14 protein-coding genes and 2 tRNA genes are annotated in these 19,172 nt (G+C 51.5%); 6 read left to right on the forward strand and 10 right to left on the reverse strand.

What is annotated here, in order from left to right; genetic code table 11:
* Window positions 1-138: 138 nt before the first annotated feature.
* A complete protein-coding gene (locus B036_RS0117795; protein ID WP_020570089.1) occupies window positions 139-786 on the forward strand; it encodes a hypothetical protein in 648 nt (215 codons plus the stop codon).
* A 73-nt stretch (window positions 787-859) separates the two neighbouring features.
* Here B036_RS0117795 and B036_RS0117800 read toward each other — a convergent pair whose 3' ends face one another.
* From B036_RS0117800 to B036_RS29900, 4 genes are read right to left on the reverse strand one after another with little or no spacing between them, the layout of a single operon-like run.
* Window positions 860-1,249 (reverse strand): DUF302 domain-containing protein, encoded by a 390-nt coding sequence (locus B036_RS0117800; RefSeq protein WP_020570090.1) that lies wholly within the window; start codon window positions 1,247-1,249, stop codon window positions 860-862.
* Window positions 1,250-1,304: 55 nt separating this feature from the next.
* Entirely contained in the window at window positions 1,305-4,073 is a 2,769-nt protein-coding gene (locus B036_RS34465) for a cation-translocating P-type ATPase (RefSeq protein WP_020570091.1), read from the reverse strand.
* Between the two features lie 35 nt (window positions 4,074-4,108).
* Window positions 4,109-4,270, reverse strand: a complete 162-nt coding sequence (locus tag B036_RS34590) for a carboxymuconolactone decarboxylase family protein (RefSeq protein ID WP_083926248.1) — start codon at window positions 4,268-4,270, stop codon at window positions 4,109-4,111.
* Window positions 4,243-4,425, reverse strand: coding sequence for an Hsp20/alpha crystallin family protein (locus B036_RS29900; protein WP_157472203.1), 183 nt, complete (start codon window positions 4,423-4,425; stop codon window positions 4,243-4,245). Before B036_RS29900 ends, B036_RS34590 begins: the two co-directional genes overlap by 28 nt.
* Window positions 4,426-4,907: 482 nt before the next feature.
* On the opposite strand from B036_RS29900, the gene B036_RS0117820 reads away from it, so the two are divergent.
* Window positions 4,908-6,497 carry a sulfatase family protein gene (locus B036_RS0117820; RefSeq protein WP_020570094.1) on the forward strand — a complete coding sequence of 530 codons (1,590 nt, stop codon included), beginning with the start codon at window positions 4,908-4,910 and terminating at the stop codon, window positions 6,495-6,497.
* Window positions 6,498-6,573: 76 nt separating this feature from the next.
* Here B036_RS0117820 and B036_RS0117825 read toward each other — a convergent pair whose 3' ends face one another.
* Together B036_RS0117825 and pepT are read right to left on the reverse strand one after the other, a co-directional pair.
* A complete protein-coding gene (locus B036_RS0117825) occupies window positions 6,574-6,999 on the reverse strand; it encodes a hotdog fold thioesterase (protein ID WP_020570095.1) in 426 nt (141 codons plus the stop codon).
* Between the two features lie 54 nt (window positions 7,000-7,053).
* Entirely contained in the window at window positions 7,054-8,289 is a 1,236-nt protein-coding gene (gene pepT / locus B036_RS0117830) for a peptidase T (protein ID WP_020570096.1), read from the reverse strand.
* Window positions 8,290-8,738: 449 nt separating this feature from the next.
* Here pepT and B036_RS0117835 point away from each other — a divergent pair, with 449 nt between their 5' ends.
* Window positions 8,739-9,818: a tetratricopeptide repeat protein gene (locus B036_RS0117835; protein ID WP_020570097.1), complete on the forward strand. Its 1,080-nt coding sequence runs from the start codon at window positions 8,739-8,741 to the stop codon at window positions 9,816-9,818.
* A gap of 292 nt (window positions 9,819-10,110) precedes the next feature.
* On the opposite strand, the gene B036_RS0117840 is transcribed toward B036_RS0117835, so the two are convergent.
* From B036_RS0117840 to B036_RS0117865, 4 genes are all read right to left on the reverse strand, one after another.
* A tRNA-Leu gene (locus B036_RS0117840) sits at window positions 10,111-10,192 on the reverse strand.
* Window positions 10,193-10,459: 267 nt separating this feature from the next.
* Window positions 10,460-10,541: transfer RNA gene (locus B036_RS0117850), tRNA-Leu, on the reverse strand.
* A gap of 390 nt (window positions 10,542-10,931) precedes the next feature.
* Window positions 10,932-12,242 carry a 30S ribosomal protein S12 methylthiotransferase RimO gene (gene rimO / locus B036_RS0117860; protein ID WP_020570100.1) on the reverse strand — a complete coding sequence of 437 codons (1,311 nt, stop codon included), beginning with the start codon at window positions 12,240-12,242 and terminating at the stop codon, window positions 10,932-10,934.
* Between the two features lie 397 nt (window positions 12,243-12,639).
* Window positions 12,640-13,893, reverse strand: a complete 1,254-nt coding sequence (locus B036_RS0117865) for a PDZ domain-containing protein (RefSeq protein ID WP_020570101.1) — start codon at window positions 13,891-13,893, stop codon at window positions 12,640-12,642.
* A 306-nt stretch (window positions 13,894-14,199) separates the two neighbouring features.
* On the opposite strand from B036_RS0117865, the gene B036_RS33645 reads away from it, so the two are divergent.
* The 3 genes from B036_RS33645 (at window position 14,200) to B036_RS0117875 (ending at window position 19,120) form a co-directional block, all read left to right on the forward strand.
* Window positions 14,200-14,343, forward strand: coding sequence for a hypothetical protein (locus B036_RS33645; protein ID WP_157472204.1), 144 nt, complete (start codon window positions 14,200-14,202; stop codon window positions 14,341-14,343).
* 4 nt (window positions 14,344-14,347) lie between these two features.
* Window positions 14,348-17,443: a SusC/RagA family TonB-linked outer membrane protein gene (locus tag B036_RS29905; protein WP_020570102.1), complete on the forward strand. Its 3,096-nt coding sequence runs from the start codon at window positions 14,348-14,350 to the stop codon at window positions 17,441-17,443.
* 102 nt (window positions 17,444-17,545) lie between these two features.
* Window positions 17,546-19,120 (forward strand): RagB/SusD family nutrient uptake outer membrane protein, encoded by a 1,575-nt coding sequence (locus tag B036_RS0117875; RefSeq protein WP_020570103.1) that lies wholly within the window; start codon window positions 17,546-17,548, stop codon window positions 19,118-19,120.
* The last annotated feature ends 52 nt before the right edge of the window (window positions 19,121-19,172 follow it).

Here is a 19,172-nt window from a genome sequence, read left to right on the forward strand (position 1 = left end):
AGTAGCCCTAATTTAATGGTGACTTCAATCATTGTTTTCGCTGATCGTTAGCTCCTGATATGCGTAGAGGAGGGAGCAAATTTGTGTAAGTACTGGATGCATCCAGTACCACCTTCCATTTTCCTAAATTAATCAACCATGCTTTCCAAATTATCCTTCTTCCTCTTTGTTCTGCTTGCGGCGGGAAGCCTTAACGGGCAATTCATGAATAGCGGTGATTTTCTCATGGGATCCACCGTCGGCTTCTCTGCCACCAGCTCCAAGATCAGCCAGTCTTCCTCTGTTGGAACCGGAGAAAAAACACCAAGGTCCTTACAAATCAATTTGAGTCCTAACATCGGCTACTTCCTGATGGATGACTTTGCGCTTGGTATCGGAATGGATTACACACATAGCTACCAACGGGATGCAGACAATAACCGCCGGACCGACAGTGATTTTCTTTTTGGTCCCTTCGTACGGTATTATGTCCCGGTAAAAGAACGGATGGCTTTCTTTGGCGTACTGGGTTTTGGTTTTGGAAACTCCTCCAACGAGAACCTTTTACTGGCGGGAAACCAAAGCGTGAGCAGCAATATTTTTGCTGTCGGTGTGGGCCCGGGCTTTACCATTTTGTCCAGCAACTCCATTGGCATCGAAACCATTTTTAAGTACAACTTTGCCCGCAGCAAATTCGATACGGAGTTGGCTGGTGTAAAAACTTCTACAACTACCAACACCAATCAGTTTGATATTTCTCTCGGGGTACAACTGTATTTTGGAGGACTGATCCGTGCGCAAAAATAAAGCGGTGCTATGCACGGTCACTCCAGGTCATAGTTTTAAAAACCACCTGAAGTGACCGAGTGCATTATAAAAGCTAAATGCTATTTAGCACCCTCATCAATTTTTCTTGAACCTCTGCTGCCGGGGCTTCTAAATCAGGGTTTTCAACGGCCCCCATCGCCGCAGAAGGATCAATGATGGCAATTTCAACAGCTCCATTCTCTAATTCACGAAGTGTTACATTACATGGTAACATCGTACTTATAGTTGGTTCTATGCTAATTACTTTGTCAGCATAAACAGGACTACATGCACCTAAAATAAGGTGAGGCAAATAGTCTTTATTTAATTTTTTCTTCATAGTGGCCTGCAGGTCAATTTCTGTAAGCACGCCAAAGCCTTCTTTTTTTAGTGCTGCTTCTACCTTTGGGCGAATAGCCGCAACGGTGGTGCTGCTAATTGTTCTTGAGTTGTAATACTTCATTGCTTGTTTTTTTAGATTGTTTTAAAAAATTGAAAAGATTTCCGGTTTTGTGTGTCTATACGTTGAATGGTATTTCTTTTTCCGTATGGCCCAATAAGCCGGCCTTCTTCAGTAGCCTGATAATCAGTACAGGGATCAAGCCCAGCAGAACGGGGACAACTATTGTAAGCCAATCGGTAATAAGCGCTAAGCCCAGTACCTCGCGAACGTTCGATAGTGCGTAAGCGACCCCGGTTAAGAGTACGCACAACAGAATCGCCAGCCATACATACTTGTTCCTGGTAATAACGTTGCTGAAAAATGCAGCCTCTTTATCGGGCATGCTGAAGACGTGCCACAACTGAGCGCTGAGTAAACTATAAAAGATCAGGTTGTTGCTCTGCCTGGATGAGTACCCCAGCATATCCTGAGTAAAGTATGCTCCAGACAGTACCACAACGCAGATCACCAGCGCGTAGACGCCGATTTCAGACCACGCTTTCCGGTCCAGAAAACCTTCCTTTCGGGTGCGGGGTGGACGGTGCATTACGTTTTCATTGGTTTCCGTAAAACCGAGCGCCAAGGCGGGAAAGACATCGGTAACCATATTGAGGAACAAAATCTGCAAGGGGAGTAGTGGAGCGGCAAAATCAACCATAAAGGAGGCCCCGATGATCAGTAACTCACTCAGATTACAAGAGAGCAGGTAGACGACGAAGAGGCGGACATTGTCGAATATCCCCCGTCCCATTCGGATGGCCTCCACGATGGCGGCGAAAGAGTTGTCTTGCAGAATGAGGTCAGCTGCTTCTTTGGCCGCGTCCGTACCGCCCTCGCCCATGGCGATACCGATATCGGCCCGGCGGATGGCCGGCGCGTCGTTCACCCCGTCACCCGCCATGCCGACTACGAACCCTGCTTGCTGAAACCTGGAAAGCAGGATGAGCTTTTGCTCTGGCGTTACCCTGGCGTAAATGTTGCCCTTCGGTGCTTCGTTAACCGTACCTTGTACCTGCGGCCCCGCCACCACTGTAGTCTGCGGCCCCGCTAAATCCGCCCCCGTAATTACCTCAGTTTCATCATCTTCATCGATCAGTCCTGTCCGCAAACCAATATTCCGGGCGGTAGCGGGGTGATCCCCCGTCGCCATGACGACCCTGATGCCCGCTGCCTGACAATCATCGATCGCGCGCCGGATGCCGTCCCGGGGAGGATCCCAAAAAGAAATCAGTCCTAGGAGGGTTAAATCCCGGGCAAAGTTATCTTCTTCGACGGCTCCCTCACGGAAAGCAAATGCGAGAACTTTCAAGCCTTTCTCCGCCAATGCCTTCGCCTCCGCCAGCCAGTCCTCAGAATTTAATGCTCCACTCCTTCCGTCGGTGGTAAGTGCTTGACCGCAACGAGCCAGAACCGTCCCCGGTGCCCCTTTTACGCACGTTAGTTCGGGGAGCCTGGCACCAACGCTTTTGTGTAGGGTAGCCATCATGGAAGACTCGCTGGAAAAGGGTATTTCCCGCCACCGGGGCCAACTGCCCCGAACGCTTTTGGGGTGTTTGCCCAAGGCGACAGCGAACCTCAGCAGCGCAATTTCCAGCGGATCACCAACGGTATCAGTTTCACCCTTACCGGTGACCTCAGCGTTATTACAAAGTACGGAGACATTCAGCAGCCACCCAATTGATTGATTTTTATCCAAATCGGTCAATTGTTCCACCGACGTATAGCTGGGAAGCACTCGCCCTGAAGGATCAGACCAGGGGGAGGAGACTCCGCTCACCTCCAGGCGGTTTTCGGTCAGGGTGCCCGTCTTGTCAATCATTAATACCTGCGTTTGGCCCAGAGTTTCTGCCGCGCTCAGGGTTTTAACCACCACCCTGCGGCGGGCCAGACGTACCATCCCGATGGCCAGGGTAAGGGTAGCCACCACCGGGAGACCTTCAGGAATAGCGGCCACCGCAAGGGCAATCGCCGTTTTAACCACAAGGTAAAAATCATTGCCTTCGTATAAGCCCAATACCAGGATCGCAGCAGCAATAGCCAGCGTAAGCCAAATCAGGCGATGGCTCAGGCGGGCAAGCTTTTTGTCGAAGGGGCTGTCAGCTGATTGGCTCTGACTGGTGATGCTGACGAGCCGGCCCAGCTGCGTGTCGTCCCCCGTCGCGGTGATCAGCGCCAGGCCATTTCCTCTATTTACGATGGTACCCTGGCTGACGATGTTTCGGCGGTCATCAACGGAGGGGTCATCACTTGCCTCTTTAGCTACCTTACTCACCGAAGCACTCTCTCCGGTAAGGATCGATTCGTTAATAGATAAGTTGGTCTGTTGCACTAAACGGGCATCGGCCGGCACGAGCACTCCCGCTTCGAGGCTAATCAGGTCTCCCGGAACCAAGTCTTTGGCATCAATCTCCAGCAGCTGCTCATCCCGGTAAACGGCTGCCCGGTGGCTGCCCAGATTACGCAGTGCCTCCATGGTTCGTCGGGCACTCCACTCCATGATGAAGCCAATAATTGCATTGAGTAGGATGACGGCTAGTATGGCCCAACTTTCTTCCCGTTCCCCGTACCAATAAGAAACACCTGCAGCAACGGCCAGTACGCCTACCAGCGGGCTCCAGAACTGACTAAGGAGAATCATCCAAAGGGAAGTTTCTTTAACGACGCTTATGCGGTTCAGGCCATACAGGCGCAGCCGCATACTGGCTTCCTTTTGGGTGAGTCCGGTTTTATTGCTGACGTAGGATTGCGCTTGGGGCACCTCGCCATTCAGGTGAGGTGTCGGGCGAACTGCCGGTTCGCCCCGGATCGGAAGGTTTTCACTTAACGGCCTGCTGGAGGGTTTCAAAATAGCTTCAAATTATGCCTTTTTAATGAATGATTCTAAGTCGGCATTGCTTCGGAAAATTGCTTGAGTGCCTCTACTGCTTCGCATCCGTACATTACCGCAGGCCCCCCACCTATCAGCACGGCCACTCCGATCGTTTCCATGATTTCATCTTGTGTTGCACCAGTTTTCAGGGATTCATGTACATGAAAGGTGATACAGTCAGTACACCGTCCTCAAGGGAGATATTGAAATCTTCCTTTTCCATTCCTGGGGTGGCCAGCTCGATGGCCAGGCTGTTTTCCGTCTCCGAAATGTTGGCGGCGGGGAGGTCTTTTCCGTTACGGAAAGCATCGAAAAAGTGGTCGTTCAAATCCCAGTTGTCCAGCAAGTGGCGGAAAGGGGCGAAGGCGGGTGTGTAGGGGGAGGCGGGTTTTACCGCTCCTTTGATCCCCTAGTTGTTGTTTGACATAATCAGGTGATTTATGGGTTAGTAAATATTTAGGATAAAATTACATTCGGTGGCTTTGGATAGCGATGACGGTAGTCAGTGCCCGGGATGACTTTGTTCAGTTTATGGTAATTTTTGAGGGCGCGGCCGCTGGGTGCAATGAAGACTTCAGAGGAGCAGGCTATGAGCGTAGGTTCGTAGCACGACCGTTAATGGGGCCGGAAGGATCCCCGGGGGCTCTCTGTGCCGGCTTTAACTGAAAACACCGGCCAAAATCATTGGGCTCCCTTGCCCGAACGGGCCGCAAGCCCAACCATTGCCTGAATAATAAAATTGAACGCCGAGTCCGGAATACTGAACCCTTGTTCCTACCTTAACCACTACATCCACCTCATCGAACAACCATGCGCTATCTTCTTCCCCTGCTCCTGTTAACCCTCCTTTGCTCCTGCGGCCCCGCCCAAAATGGCGCCACGGATAAAGAACGTCCAAAGCCAAATATCCTCTTTATTATGTCGGATGATCACGCCCAACGCGCCATCTCCGCCTATACCGACGAACTGATCCAGACACCCAACCTGGACCGTATTGCTAACGAGGGGATGCTCTTCCGGAACAGTTTCGTCACCAACTCAATCTGCGCACCAAGCCGCGCTGCGATCATGACGGGGAAATACAGCCACCTCAATGGTAAGATTGATAACCTGAGCCCATTTAATCCCAACCAATGGACGTTCACCGAAGAACTCCACGACGCGGGCTATCGTACTTCCCTGATCGGTAAACACCACCTGCAGGCGCTTCCACGCGGCTTTGATGAATTTCACGGACTGATCGGCCAGGGCAGCTACTACTCGCCCGTTTTTGTCCATAATGGTGACACCCTGGACGCCGTAGAGGGCTATACTTCCACGGTCATCACCGATTACGCCCTGGCGGAGTTGAAACACAGTGCAGCAGATACTTCCGGCCAACCCTTTTGCATGCTCTACTGGCACAAAGCCCCGCACCGCAACTGGATGCCGGATACTTCGGATCTACCCGGCCTGCTGGACAAAAAGTACCCCATACCGGCCAATCTCCGGGACGAATACAAAGGCCGCCGCGCCGCCGAGCACGCGGATATGCGCATCGCCGACATGTTTACCAGTCATGACCTGAAGGTAACGGGCGACTACCAAAACCCTGACCCGGGGACCGGTGGTGCTGGCTTTATCACCAACCCTAATTTTGACCAGGTTAAAAACTTCGCCTACCAAATGAGCCGCCTGACCCCCGCCCAGCAAAAAGCCTGGGAACCCTTCCTGAAAAGGGTAGGGGAAGAATGGCTGGACGTAAAGGGAACCGACCGGGAGTTGGAGTGGCGCTACCAACGCTACATGCAGGATTACCTCGCCAGTGTGAAGTCTGTTGACGACAACGTCGGTCGCGTGCTGGACTACCTGGACGAAAGCGGACTGGACGAAAACACCATCGTTATCTATACCTCCGATCAGGGGTTCTATCTCGGCGAGCATGGCTGGTACGACAAGCGCTTCATGTACGAAGAAAGCCACCGGACACCACTGATGATCCGCTTCCCGGCGGCGGTAGCCGCCGGCTCCAGTACCGGTGAACTGGTGCTCAACATCGACCTCGGGTCAACGTTGCTGGACTACGCCGGGGTGACGCCTCCGGCCGACGTTCAGGGCCAATCGCTTCGCCCCATCCTGGAAGGCCGTAACCCGGAAGACTGGCGGGAGGACATCTACTACCGCTACTACCAACAAATGAACAGCTACCACCGTGTGGCCCGCCACGAAGGCGTCCGCGGTGATCGCTATAAACTGATCCACTTCACCGAACCCGGCTTCGAAGGTTACGAACTTTATGATCTGGAAGAGGATCCTTCGGAAATGCATAACCGGATCGACGATCCGGAGTTAGAGGCGGTAAAAACTAAGCTGATGGAACGATTGGGGGAGCAGCGGGTGGCGCTTAAGGTGGTGGATTAACGAAAACGAGGGTTTTCCTTGATCTTCTGGATCTGCGGTCACCTCTCGCTATACAGGACGACCTTCCGGGCCTGTTTTACCCCGAAATAACCTGGCAAGTCAGCCGGCCCACACAAACCTGTTTCCCTTCCTCATTAGTGATCTCCGCCGCCCAAACCTGAACACGCCGTCCGATCCGAACCGGGGTGATACGCCCGAAGACCTTGCCTCCTTCGGATACGCCACGGAGGTGGCTGGCGTTGATCTCAGTCCCGACGATATAGTCCTTGCCCGGATTCGGTACACAAAGCATCCCCGCAACGCTACCGAGAGTCTCGATCAGCACGCAGGAAACACCTCCGTGGAGCATCCGCATCGGTTGTACAGTTTTCTCGTTTACGAGCATTTCAGCGATCATGTAGTCGTCTCCAACTTCAATGAAATTGATGCCAAGGTGGGAGACGGCGGTGTTCTCGCTGCTGTTGTTGAGCCCTTCTAGGGTGGGGGAGGTCTTCCAGATCAATGAAATAGGTATTTTGGACTATTGGACTATTGGACTATTGGACTATTGTGGAGCCTAGGATTTGACACTAGCAAGTCGGGCAATTTCGACCACAACTTTGGCCGCAGCCTCCATCTCCTCCAGGCTGGCCCATTCGTACTTGGAATGAAAGGCGTGCTCTCCCGCAAAAATGTTCGGGCAGGGTAGGCCCATGAAGCTTAGGCGGGAGCCATCGGTTCCTCCACGGATACTGTCTGGTTTGGGGGTGATGCCGACGTTGCTGATGGCCTTTTCGGCCAGTTGCATCACGTGCGGGTTCTCGTCCAGTACGTGCTTCATGTTACGATATTGCTCGGTGAATGTCACCTTGATGGTACTCTTAGGGTAACGCTCGCCAACCTCCACCGCGATGTCTTTGAGTACCTGGCCATTTTCCAACAATTTACCGTTGTCGAAGTCGCGGATAATAAAGTCAATACGGGCAGATTCCGCTTTGGCTTCCATCTCGACGGGGTGAATAAAGCCTTCTTTACCTTCGGTGGTTTCCGGGCTGAGGCGGTCTTTTGGTAGTGCTGAGATGATGTCGGCAGCGATTTTGATGGCATTCTCCATATGCCCTTTGGCCATGCCCGGGTGGGCGCTGACGCCGGTGATGTCGATGCGGGCACCGTCGGCGCTGAAGGTTTCGTCTTGCAGTGAGCCGAACTCTTCTCCGTCGATGGTGTAGCCAAAATCAGCACCGAGTTTCTCCATGTCAACTGCGTTGACGCCCCGGCCGATCTCCTCGTCGGGCGTAAACAGAATACGTAGCTTTCCGTGAGCAATCGAAGGGGCCTTAACCATAGTGGCTACTGCCGTCATGATGGCAGCTACACCGGATTTATTGTCGGCACCCAACAGTGTAGTGCCTGAGGCAGTGATGATGGTTTGACCGATGCATTGATCCAGCCCGGCGTGGTCGGCCATCCGGATGACGATGCTTTCGTCGTCGGGCAAGACGAGGTCCTGGCCCTGGTAATTTTTGTGGACCAGCGGTTTCACATCCTTACCGCTGGCATCCGGACTGGTGTCCATGTGCGAGCAAAAACAGATGACGGGCGCGCCTTCGTGGCCCGGCGTTGCTGGCAGGGTGGCGTATACATAGCCGTGCTCATCCAGGTGAGCGTCCGATAAGCCTAGTTCAAGTAATTCTTCTGCCAGAATTTTTCCCAGGTCCTTTTGCTTCATCGTACTCGGTTGGGTGAGGGAGTGCGCGTCGGATTGGGTGTCTATTTTTACGTAGCGGAGGAAGCGGTCTAGTAAGGTGGTCATTTGGTCTTATTGTTTCTATTGGTCTACTGGGGCTAAAGAACTAATAGACCAATAGACTATTTATTAAGGGCGCGGACGCAGGTGCAAGGTAATGTTTTTTGGCCCGCGTTGTTCGCCTGTATTTTTGCTGGAAAAGGAAGGAAGCAATTTCTCACGGATGGCAGCCCAGAGAGAGGTATGGAGGGGGCACAGAGTAGCTAATGTTTCCTGGTTTTAGCCTGGCGCTCTCGTCCTTATGATTGAATGGGTTTTGTAGTAGCGTCCTTAAAGAAAGTATAGCACTTAAGTAGCAAAGGACAGACGCCAACAAACTACTTTGTCGTTTAAAATAGACGTGTTTTTGCGTACCAACACGCTTGTGGGAACATGCTTTTAGATCGTTTTGCCTGAGGCTAAAAGTCTATATTTGTCGTTATCCTTTCCCCTTAAACTTGGAAATACCCTTACTGATGAAATGCATCAACTTAATGTTCCTGCTATTGCTGGGAACCAGCTTACTTTCTGCTCAATCGACTGCTGATAAGGAGAAAGCCATGGAGCTTGGTCGCCTGGCAATCACCAAAATGGAGAATGGGGATATCCAGGAGTCATTGGACCTGCTGAAGCAGGCTGCTGAGCTGGATCCCGAGAACACCATCTATCCCTACGAAACAGCTTACGCACATTATTTAGGCCAGGACCTCCAGGCGGCCATCAAAGTCGCAAAGAAGCTGGTGAAAAAGCCGGGTGCCGGCAAGCAGGTATTCAGCCTGCTCGGTAATTCCTATGATTTAGCAGGTAACCAAAAGAAGGCCGAAAAGTATTATAAAGCGGGCATCAATGCTTACCCCGAATCCGGCATATTCTACGTGGAGCTGGGCATTCTGGAAGGTCGCCGCGAGAACTGGGACCAGGCTGCAGCCTATTGGGAGCAGGGCATCCTAACGGAACCAAACTACTCTTCCAATTACTTCCATCTGGCAAATCTCTATGCCAGGACCAATGAGCACATCTGGACCGTTCTGTTCGGCGAAATTTTTATGAACCTGGAGCGAAGTACGGCTCGTACGGAGGCCATGAGCGAAACGATTTATATTGCTTACCGTAATGCCATTGATCTTCAGGGAGATTCGGCCAGGGTCAACTTTGCCCGAAATATGACATTGTCCGTAGATGACCTCATGGACTTCAAACTTCCGGCTCCAATGGCTTTTGGCCTGGGCATGACTTTTGGAACCACTGCGGTTACTGGCCAAACGGAAGTCAACAGCACCACGCTCAATGCTATCCGTACCAGCTTTCTGGAATTTTGGGCAGATAACGATCACGGTACCACCTATCCAAATGTTCTGATTGAGTACCAGCAAAAAGTTAAAGAGCTTGGTTACCTGGAAGCTTACAACAACTGGCTGTTTAGCCAGGGTGACCCCGTCGGTTGGGAGTTTTGGGTTGATGCGCACCACGACGAGTTTAACGACTTCCTTGAATGGTATACCGACAACCAGTTGGAAATACCAATGGATAGGGCTTTGGTACGACGCAGTTTCTAAGTGAATGAGTGAATTAGCAAATGGGGGAATAGCTACCGCCAGTACCATTCGTTGTCCTTCGGGTACTCACTGCAGCGAAAACAGAACGAAGTGTAGCGGGAGCGAGTAGCGAGGTTGTAACCAACGGGCGCTCATTCATCAATTCTCTTATTCATTCACCGACGACCAAGCGCAGCGTAGTGAGTGGAAACAGCGGCAGCCACTCACTAATTCTTCAACTCACCCACTCACCAACAAAAAACCCGGCCCCAACAAAGTTGGAACCGGGCCATTGCATCTCTTAGGAAGATAGTGCCGAAGGGGGGAGTCGAACCCCCACGCATTGCTGCACACGCCTCTGAAACGTGCGTGTCTACCAATTCCACCACTTCGGCAAGGTAGACATTAAGTGTTTTGGTGCTGGAGAACCAGGGTAAAACGCTTAAGTTGAAGACCGAAAACAACCGTTGTGTTTTCGTGGGCCGCAAAGGTAATGCGGCCACTCAAATTTCCAAGCAGTAAGGAAACTTTTTTTGCCAGGTTCAGTACTTTGCTTGCACAAGGCACTGCCCACTAGCGGGCAATTATTATGCCGCCTGGAACTTCTTGCTAAAAATGTAGCCAAAGGCCCATTTGAAGTAAGAAATTCCAGGTGACTTCAGTACCCCCGGGGGGAATCGAACCCCCACTCCTCTCGGAACTGGATTTTGAATCCAGCGCGTCTACCAATTCCGCCACAAGGGCATGGTACTAAAGTTTCAGTTTGAAAAGGCGTAAGCCCAACTAAAGATACTGGTCCGGAAGGATCTGTATCCGCTGCTTGCAACCTACCAGCGGAAGGATAAGTTGCAGGTTTTCTCTCTGAAGCGGGGCAAAGGTAATCATGTCTGGGAAATTGACAAGAATATTTTTTGAGTTGTCCGGTGAACGCGATTTGCAATCGCGATTGGACTCAAGGCGCTATGAGCCGAAGGGCAGCAGACCATCGAGTTTTGGAGTCGTCCCACAGTCTGGAGAACGAGGAGGCTTGAAAATTGGCTAATTCATAACAAGACATCCTCAAAGCTTAATGTCCTTACGGCTCATAGCGCCTTAAGTCCAGTAGCAATTACAAATTGCAGTCACCAGCGAACGTTACGCCACCGGCACTCCCTCCAAATCATACTCCGTAGCAGCATTAACCTTCACCTTAATCATATCACCGGTACGCAGGTAAATGTCTTTGGCGGGAATGAGTACTTCGTTGTCAACCTCCGGGCTGTCGAATTCGGTACGACCAACGTACACGTCGTTGTCCTTACGGTCAATGATGACCCGCAGGGTCTCGCCGACCCGGGCTTCGTTCAGCTCCAGGCTGATCTCCTGCTGGATGGCCATCAGGCGGTTAGCACGGTCTACTTTGACTTCGGCCGGTACGTCGTCCGGGTAATCGTGGGCAATGGTGTCTTCTTCGTGGCTGTACTGGAATACGCCAAGCCGCTCAAAACGCATCGTTTTGACGAATTCGCAAAGTTCTTCAAACTCCTCTTCGGTTTCTCCCGGGTGACCGACAAGGAAGGTAGTTCGGATGGCGATGCCCGGCACAGTCTTGCGGGCGTAAGCGATCACGTCTTCGGTTTCCTTGCGGGTGATCTGGCGGCGCATCCGCTTCAATACGGCATCACTGGCGTGCTGCAGCGGAATGTCGAGGTAGTTACACACCTTTGGTTGTGCGGCCATCACGTCGAAGATGTTGCGGGGAAACTTGCTCGGGTAGGCGTAGTGGAGGCGAATCCATTGCAGACCTTCGACGGCGCAGAGCGCGTCGAGCAGCTCGGGAAGCGCGCGTTTTTTATAAATGTCGAGACCATAATAGGTCAGCTCCTGGGCAATGAGCATGAGCTCCTTTACACCGTTGCGGACCAGGTGCTCGGCCGAAGCAACAAGTTCCTCGATGGGGCGGCTGACGTGGTCTCCGCGCATCAGCGGAATGGCACAAAAGGAGCACGTACGGTTACAGCCTTCGCTGATCTTGAGGTAGGCGTAGTGGGCAGGCGTGGTGATAAAACGTTCACCGATCAACTCGTGCTTATAGTCGGCTTCGAGGCGGTTCAGCAGGCCGGGAAGTTCCATAGTGCCAAAAAAGGCATCGACCTCGGGAATACCCTCTTCAAGGTTGTCCTTGTAGCGCTGGCTGAGACAGCCGGTTACGTACAGTTTGTCGATTTGACCCTTGTTCTTCTTATCTGCGTAGGTAAGGATGGTATTGATACTTTCCTCTTTCGCCAGGTCGATGAAGCCACAGGTATTGATAATGACGACGTTGGCATCCTCTTTACCATCGTGGTCTACCTCAAAATCATTAGCCATCAGCTGGGTGATGATGTTCTCCGAATCCACCAGATTCTTAGAACAGCCCATGGTGATGACGTTGACTTTGTCTTGCCGTAACGTTTTAGTTTTCATGCGTTTTCGCTTTCAGCGCGCAAAGGTACGGCTTTGGTAGAGGGCTTGTAGCCCGGCATTCTTGGAATTGCCTGATTTTTCACTCAGGCCGGGCGAAAAACCCTCCCGGAACCCAATGCTTGTTGTCTTTGTCTGGGCAACACCGAGCAAAATCGTTCCACTTCCTTGCTCGAATTGGGCTACAAGCCCTCTACCATTCCTTGCACCCGCGGCCGCGCCTGATTAGTATCGTCGTCACAAAGTCAGGCAGTCAGATCATAAGATATCTTTGGGCGGGGCCGCAGGTACAAAAACCAGTAGAAAAGCAAGGTTTTACGGCAATGGTCTTCGCCTTTTTACCAACTAACCAACAGACCAATAGCACCACAAGACCAATAGCAGCAACAAGCCAATAGCACTAAATAAGATCCTCCAGCCGGAATTCCACCAAAGTATATTCTCCATTCCGCTCGTATCTTATCTTGATCTTCCTGCCGGGTTTTCCCTCCAGTCGCCTGATGATGCCGGATAGGCTAAGGAAGCCCACGGAGGTATTGTTGACCGCAACGATCCGGTCACCGACCTTAATTCCGGCCCGGTCTGCCGGACTGCCGGGTACCTTGCTGGCCACGGTATACGTGCGGAGGTTAGGACCGCCAGCGATCAATGATATTCCTGATCGGTCGAATTGAAACTTTTGCTTCCACTTACGGCCTTCGGGCCGGAAAAAGACGCGCTTGCCCGTGTAATCGATGGCCACGTTGAAGCGCTTAAGTATCCGGTTGCCGATAATGCCTTCTCGTTTATTCAGGAAATCGAGGCCGATGGTGTCCAATGGCTGGAAATAGGTAACTACGCCATTCAATTCCTTGCCGGCCAGTTCCATTTTGCGGGACCGCCCGACGCTGCCTTCCAGGCTCCCCCCGAGGCCGTTGGCGATGTAGGCAGGTACTTTTTGTACCGGCAAGTCTGTCTCCGTTGAATCTCCGTAGGTGTGCATTAAAAGCGTAAGGCCTGCGCCGGAATCAAGCAGTAGTCTGCGAACAGAGGTCTCCTTCTGGTTTACCGCAATGGGGAGTTTCAGGTAGGCACGATTTCTGATGAATAAGGAAGGAACCTCAACATGCCTGTTAGAAGGCCTGTACTTGGCCGGTTCATGCAGGATCATGATGTTACGCCGGTAATCGAACTCCACCGTAAACCGCATCAGGAAGTCTGCCCCCAAAATACCCTGAATGGAGGTGCCCGTAATTCGCTCAAAGTCGAAGTAATTTTCCTCCAACACCAGCATGGACCGGTTGCGGGCCAGCAGGCGATCAGCAAGCCTGAGGTCGATACCGGTGGCGAGGTAGGCAGTCATGGAGTTTTCCACGTCGGCTCCACGTACCTGAAAAGTCCTGCGATAACTGATGTTGAGCATGTCAGTGATCTCCTTCTCCAACAGAATGGTGTTCTCCGCCCCGGTGTCAATGATGAAACGGAGGGGAAGGACGTTGTCGAGCAAAATCGAAATGACCATGAAATCGTTTTCGATATCAAAAGGTAACTCGATGCGCTTGTATTTGCCCAACACCTTGAGGTCTAGCCGCTGGCCAAACATTGCTCCTGAGCAAAAGGCGAACAACAGGCCCAGGATTAAGATCCGAAAATAAATCCCGTGAAAGGTTGGCATGTCGATTTTAAATATGGTAATAGCCTGCACTGCGGAAAGATAAATACAAATACAGAAGCAGCGCTTTTCGAACCTGTTCGTTAAAGCTACGTTAAATAGTGTGGAGCCATAAAAAAGGCGTCACTACCCTGATCTAATGGGCATTTTGGAAAAAATGTCGCTTCAGGGCTTGGTTCTAAGCATTCGATTGCACACATTTGCAGAATGTTTTAAACATGTTTACGGGGCCTGTCTCCAAAAAGATCTTCATTGATCAGGATAGCAGGGTCTTAGTTTTAGGTTTTACTCGAAAAGCATTTTACGATCATGCAAAGCTCTAAATCCAGTATGCCCAGCGCTGCTGGCTCAGTATGTGATATTGCTTTCCTCTCGGCAATTTCGTGGTTGCTGACCGATTCGGTCATTGGCTTCCGCGTTCAAATACAACAATATTTTTTCAACATCAAGTAGTAGTATGAAGCTTATTACCAACCACATCATGCGTGGTTGCCTTTTCGCCATGCTCGTTTTATTTACCGGTGCCCTCGTAGCACAGACAGCGGTAACAGGAACGATCACGGACGCGGAAAACGGCGACCCATTAATTGGTGCCAGCATTCTAGTTGCAGGCACTTCCACAGGTACAGTTACCGACTTCGACGGTAACTTTTCCCTCAACGTGCCGGCCAATGCCGAAGCACTCGTTATTTCTTACACTGGTTACTCCACGCAAACTATTCCGTTTACTGGCCAAACCACGCTCAATATTCAGCTTGCTTCGGGAGAACTCCTGGAGGAAGTCGTCGTTGTTGGTTACGGTACCGTTACCCAGAAACAGGTGACTAGTGCAGTAACGACCATTGAGTCAAAGGATTTCAACGCCGGTAACATCAATGATCCTACCCAGCTCATCCAGGGTAAGGTTGCTGGTCTGACCATCTCTAAGCCAGGTGGCAACGCTAACGGAGGTTCTACTATCCGTCTGCGTGGTCTGTCCAGCTTCGGTGGTAACTCCAGCCCCCTGATCATCATTGACGGTGTAGTTGGTGCCAACCTTAATACGGTTGACCCTGCTGACATCGAGTCGGTTAACGTATTGAAGGACGGTTCTGCCGCTGCCATTTACGGTATCCAGGCTTCTGCCGGTGTAATCATCGTTACCACCAAGAAAGGCCAGTCCGGCAAGGGCCAGCTGAACTACCGTGCTTACGTATCTGCCGAGTCTATCGCCGCAGCTCCGGAAGTAGCCGGTCGGGACGAATACCTCCGCCTCATCGGTGCCGCCGCTGACATCAACCGCGCGCAGAACCCAGGCCAGGATTTACCCACTTCTGCTGACGTTCGTGCCCAGAACGACTTTGGTGGCGAAACCGATTGGATCGATGCCGTTACTCGTACCGGTATTTCCAACGTTCATAACCTCAGCTACTCTGGTGGCACTGGTGGTACCACCTACCGTGCCTCGGTCAATTACCGTAATATTGAGGGTATTGGTTTCCAGAATGACGGATTCAACCAACTCAACGGTCGCCTTAGTGTTACCCAAAAAGCAGTAAATGATCGGCTTACGCTCAGCATCGATGTAACCGCTACGGATAAGAACCAGCAGTTCATGGACCCGAACGTATTCAAGTTCGCAACTACCTATAACCCAACCGCTCCCATTCGCGTGAGTGATCCGGGCTATAACGTGCCTCAGGCAGTAGTCGACAACAGCAATGACATCTACGGTGGTTTCTTCGAAATCGATAACTTCGACTACAACAACCCCTTCGCAATTGCTGCCACGTCAACTGCCAGCCGTAAGCAGAGTAACCTGTTGTACAGCATGCGTGCAGGATTTGACCTTACCGATGACATTAACATCCAGGCAGCTTATTCTCGTAACAGAGAGTCTGGCCTGAGTGGTAACTTCGCCAGCCAGTCTAGCCGCTTAATTGGTGGTGCTGCCGGATCACAGGACCGTAAAGGTTTTGCCAGTCGTAACACCAACAATGACAATAACGAACTCGTTGAGATCACCGGTACTTACGACCTGGACCTGGGAAGTAACAGCCTGGAACTCCTTGCCGGTTACTCCTGGCAGGAATACAACTTCCAGGGCTTCGGTGCCAGTGGTCGTGGTCTTCCTTCGGACGCTTTTGGTTTTGATAACCTGGGAACTCTGGCTGATATCGCCGGTGGCCAAATCGGCCTGTTCAGTTACCAGCAGGCTTACCGCGTGATCGGCTTCTTCGGTCGTGCCCGCCTCGGTATCGGTACTGCCTACAACATTACTGCTTCCGTTCGTCGTGACGGTACCAGCCGTAACGGTCCTGAGAATAAGTGGGACATCTTCCCCGCTATTTCTGCCAGTGCTGACCTCGTTGACGCCCTTGACCTGACCGGACCTAACTCGCTGAAACTACGCGCAGGTTACGGTATCACCGGTTCATTACCAAATGGTAACTATGGCTACCTGCAGACCTTCGGTACGCAAGGCCAGGTACCTTTCGGCGGAGGCTTTGTTACGACGCTCGGCCCAACCTCAAACGCTAACCCTAACCTCAGGTTTGAGAAAAAGGGAGAATTCAACGCAGGCCTTGACTTTGCCTTCCTGGATTACAAGTTGACGGGTACCCTTGATTTCTACACCCGTACTACCCGTGACCTGATCACGAACGTGCAGGTACCTAGCCCACCGTTCCTGTTTGGTAATGTGGAAGCTAACCTCAACAATGTTGATTTGATCAACACTGGTGTTGAATTGTCTCTTGGTTACCAGATTGGTGACGTAGGTGGTGAAGGCTTCGGCTGGGAACCTAGCCTGACTTTCTCTACTTTCAGCACGAAGCTGGAAGATAATGGTGAAGTACCAGACTTTAACTTCGGTGCCGGTGGTGTGGAGATCTTCCAGAGTTCTACCCCAGGTTCTCCCGGACAGAACGGCGATCCTATCTCTCAGGTAGTAGTAGGTGAAGAATTTGGAGGGATTTACACACGTCAACTCGACGTGGAAGCGTCTCAGGCTGCTGGCCAGTACGTTTTCATCGGTGATGAAAATGATAAGGTGTTGGTTGGAAACGGCCTGCCTGACTTCAGCATCGGTTTTGCCAATACCTTCAACTACGGTAACCTCGATTTCAACTTCTTCCTGCGTGGTGACTTCGGCCACTCGATTGCCAACATGCCGGCTAACTTTTACGGTCAGCACGGTAACGCGATTAGCCGCCCACTGGACAACCTGATCGTTACTGATCGTTTCCTGGAAGGCATCATCAGTGCCCCTAAGTTCTCCGATTACTTCGTAGAAAAGGCAAGCTTCCTCGCTCTGGACAACGTCCAGCTCGGTTACAATTTTGACCTTGGTGAAGGCACAGGCTTTGATAACATCCGCGTTTACGTAGCTGGTCAGAACCTGTTCTACATTACCGATTACTCCGGTGTTGACCCTAACGTTCGTTTCATCGATGACCAGAACGGTAACGGCTTCGCCGACAACGGTGAAAATGCACTGACGCCCGGTATCGACCGTCGGAGTACCTTCTTCCGTACGCGTACCCTTACTGCGGGTATCAGTGTAGGATTTTAATCAGTAGTAACTATCATTTCGAAAAATCGAAGCGTCATTGAAGTAGGGGGAAGTTTTTAATTCCCTTCCTCCTGCTTCAATTCACGCCAAAATCTGCATAAAATGCAAAAATTACTTAAATTCAGGGTATTCACAGTGCTGCTACTCAGCATGATGATGATCCCTTTCAATTCCTGTACGGATCTGGAACCGGAAGTGTTTTCCGACCTCACTCCGGCCAACTTCCCGGCTTCCCGTGCCGACCTGGTAACTTCCTACCTATCTTGCTACACCCGGCTTTATCCGATGATGAACCACGGTGGTTACATGTCCATCCAGGAAGTTTCTTCCGATGAGATCATGATTCCACAGCGTGGTTCTGACTGGTTCGATGGTGGCATTTGGCTGCGTACGCACCGCCACACTTTTGATCCAACCGACGGACAGTACAACGGTTCATGGACTTTCCTTTACCAGGGTGTCCTGCAGGCGAACTCTGTAATCGCAGCCATCAAAGGCTCCGATGCGCTTTCTGAAGCTGAGAAGGCTCCATTTGTCGCTGAGCTTCGCTCTCTCCGTGCTTATTTCTACTTCCTGCTGGCAGACTCTTTCGGTAGTGTGCCACTGGTAACTGAAGATTCTGACCCCGCTGACATTGAGCCAATGGCAACGCCTCGTGCTGATGTATTCAACTTTGCGGTTAGCGAGCTTAATGCTTCTGCTGCCGATCTTTCCCGTGAAACTGGCGGTGCTACTTACGGTAAGATCAACTACTGGGCCAACCGTGCTATCCTCAGCCGGGTACTGCTCAATGCTGAAGTTATGACTGGTACTGCTCAGTGGGCTGCTGCTGAAGCTGCTGCTGATGAAGTAATCAACAGCAACACTTACTCGCTGGAAGCTAACTACTTCACCAACTTCGATCCTGATAACGATAACGGTCTCACGGGTACTTCCGAAGGACTTTGGGTAATTCCTTACGATGCACCCGCCGTTGCCGGTGGTTTCAACCTCGTACAGATGACCCTGCACTACTCTAGTCAGGCAACCTTCAACACCCAGGATCAACCCTGGAACGGTTACTGTACGCTACAAGAGTTCTACGAAAGCTACGATGATAGTGATAAGCGTAAAGGCGTTTCTGGTAACCAACAGATTCGCGGTAACTTCCTTGCTGGTCCTCAGTTCGCTGCTGACGGTGTTACACCAGTAACCGACGGTACGGCTGATGATCCCGGTGGTCTCGAATTGGTGTTTACCCCAGAGGTGAACAACCTGGAGCCTAACGCCTTCCGTCAGGCAGGTGCGCGTGTCTTCAAGTATGGCTACGAAATCGGTACGCCAAACACTATGAGAAATGACTTCCCCATCATCCGTTACGCTGAAGTGCTGATGAACAAGGCGGAAGCCATGATGCGTCAGAACAAGGGTGGTTACTCCATGTTCGTGAACATGGTTCGTAGCCGTGCGGAACTTGGTGACCTGACCGATGGTGAGATCACTGCTGATGTCATGCTCGCTGAACGTGGCCGTGAATTCTTCTACGAAGGTACTCGTCGTCAGGACCTGATCCGCTTCGGCCAGTTCGGTGCAGGTTGGTTCGCGTTCTCCGGCTCTGATGCCACTAAGAACATCTTCCCGATCCCACAGCCGCAGCTGAATGCTAACCGGAATCTTACGCAGAACCCTGGTTACTAGTCAAGTTTTCTTGTTGTCGAGTTATCGGCTGATTTTCTAAGTCGATAAGTAC

It is taken from the genome of Neolewinella persica DSM 23188 (assembly GCF_000373105.1).
GTDB lineage: Bacteria > Bacteroidota > Bacteroidia > Chitinophagales > Saprospiraceae > Neolewinella > Neolewinella persica.